General features: G+C 66.4%; 2 protein-coding genes and 1 pseudogene. All 3 read right to left on the bottom strand.

From position 1 onward, the window contains the following. On the bottom strand, window positions 1-961 hold a 961-nt coding region (plsX, locus tag VH326_RS08425), incomplete at its 3' end, for a phosphate acyltransferase PlsX (RefSeq protein ID WP_329631373.1). A gap of 31 nt (window positions 962-992) precedes the next feature. Further along, entirely contained in the window at window positions 993-1,181 is a 189-nt protein-coding gene (gene rpmF / locus VH326_RS08420; RefSeq protein ID WP_329631372.1) for a 50S ribosomal protein L32, read from the bottom strand. Window positions 1,182-1,316: 135 nt separating this feature from the next. Next, window positions 1,317-1,549, bottom strand: a pseudogene (locus VH326_RS08415) (hypothetical protein); the annotation flags it as partial.

Below are 1,549 nucleotides of genomic sequence, written 5' to 3'. Positions count from 1 at the left end.
TGAGGTCGATCGCGACGCTGATCGCGTTGGCAAAGCCGAACGCATCGGTCGAGCCGTGGCTCTTCACGGCAATACCGCCCAGACCGAGAAACATCGCGCCGTTATAGCGGCGTGTGTCGAGCCGCGCCGCGAGTTTCTTTAAAGCCCCGCGGGCAAACACATACCCGATCCGCGCCAGCGGCGAGTAGCGGAACGAGGCACGCAGCGATTCGCTGAAGAGCTTGGCGATACCCTCCGCGGTCTTCAGCGCGACATTCCCGGTAAACCCGTCGGTGACGACGACATCCACCGTGCCGGCGGCGATATCGTCACCCTCGACAAAGCCGTGAAACCGGATCGGCGTCATGCCGCCGCGCAATTTAGCGGCGGCGGCGCGCACCGCGTCATTTCCCTTCAGCTCTTCCTCGCCGACATTCAATAGCCCGACGGTCGGCTGGACCAGTCCCAGGGCCGTGCGCGCAAAGACGTCGCCCATCAGCGCGAATTGCACCAGATTGTCGGCGTCGCATTCGATATTGGCACCGAGATCGAGCATGACGCTCTCGCCGCGCCGGGTCGGGAAGAAGGTCGCGATCGCCGGCCGGTCGATGCCGGGCATCGTTTTCAGCACGAATTTGGCGATCGCCATCAGCGCGCCGGTATTGCCGGCCGAAACGACACCGTCGGCGCGTCCCTCCGCGACCGCCTCGATCGCGAGCCGCATGCTCGAACGTCGCGCCGCGCGCAAGGCCACGGACGGCTTTGCGTCATCCGCGACGACTTCTTCGGTATGCTGGAGGGTGGTTGCCTTGGCAAGGCGCGGCAGCTTCGCCAATAGCGGCGCGACCCGGCTCTCATCCCCGAACAGCAGAAAGCGCGTCCCCGGATAGCGCACCAGCGCGATATCGGCGCCCTTCAGCACGACGCCGGGCGCATGATCGCCGCCCATCGCATCGAGGGCGATCGTGACGCTGGCGCTCATGGCGCGCCTGTCCTGCGCGGCCGGCGAAAGATCAGGCCGATGGCGAGGGCTGCGGCGTCACCTCGCGGCCATCGTAATGACCGCAAGCCCGGCAGAGGTGATGCGGGCGCTTCAGCTCGCCGCAATTCGGGCATTCGACATAAACCGACGCGCCCAAGGCATCGTGGGAGCGGCGCATGTTGCGCCGCGACGGCGAGACTTTCTTTTTCGGGACGGCCATTGGCGACTCGTATGAAGCGGCGCGGGAAAGGGCGGTACTTAGACAAAATCGGGGGTGCCGGCAACAGGCTTGGCAACAGGAACGGCCCGGCTACTCGAGGCCCGGAAGGCCCCGCGCAGCATCCAGCCACGGTTATCACCGGTCCTGCCGATCGGTCAGGCGCGAGAGCGCGGCAAACGGGCCCGCGTCGGCCGGCGGTTTCTCGATCTCGAGAACCGCCCCGGGGCTGCGCGGGAAGCTCGGCAAGGCCAGGGAGAATTCCTGCGCAACCGCCTCGCCGATATCGATGAAATCGCCGGTGAGCGGCTCGAAGGCCGGACCATCGCCGGCACCGTCCTCGCTTTCAGTGTCGGGCGGCCCGTAGCGCA

Origin of the sequence: Sphingomonas sp., from assembly GCF_036269755.1 — a bacterium.
Classification (GTDB): Bacteria; Pseudomonadota; Alphaproteobacteria; order Sphingomonadales; family Sphingomonadaceae; genus Sphingomonas.
This window is presented reverse-complemented; position numbering and strand designations above follow the sequence as displayed.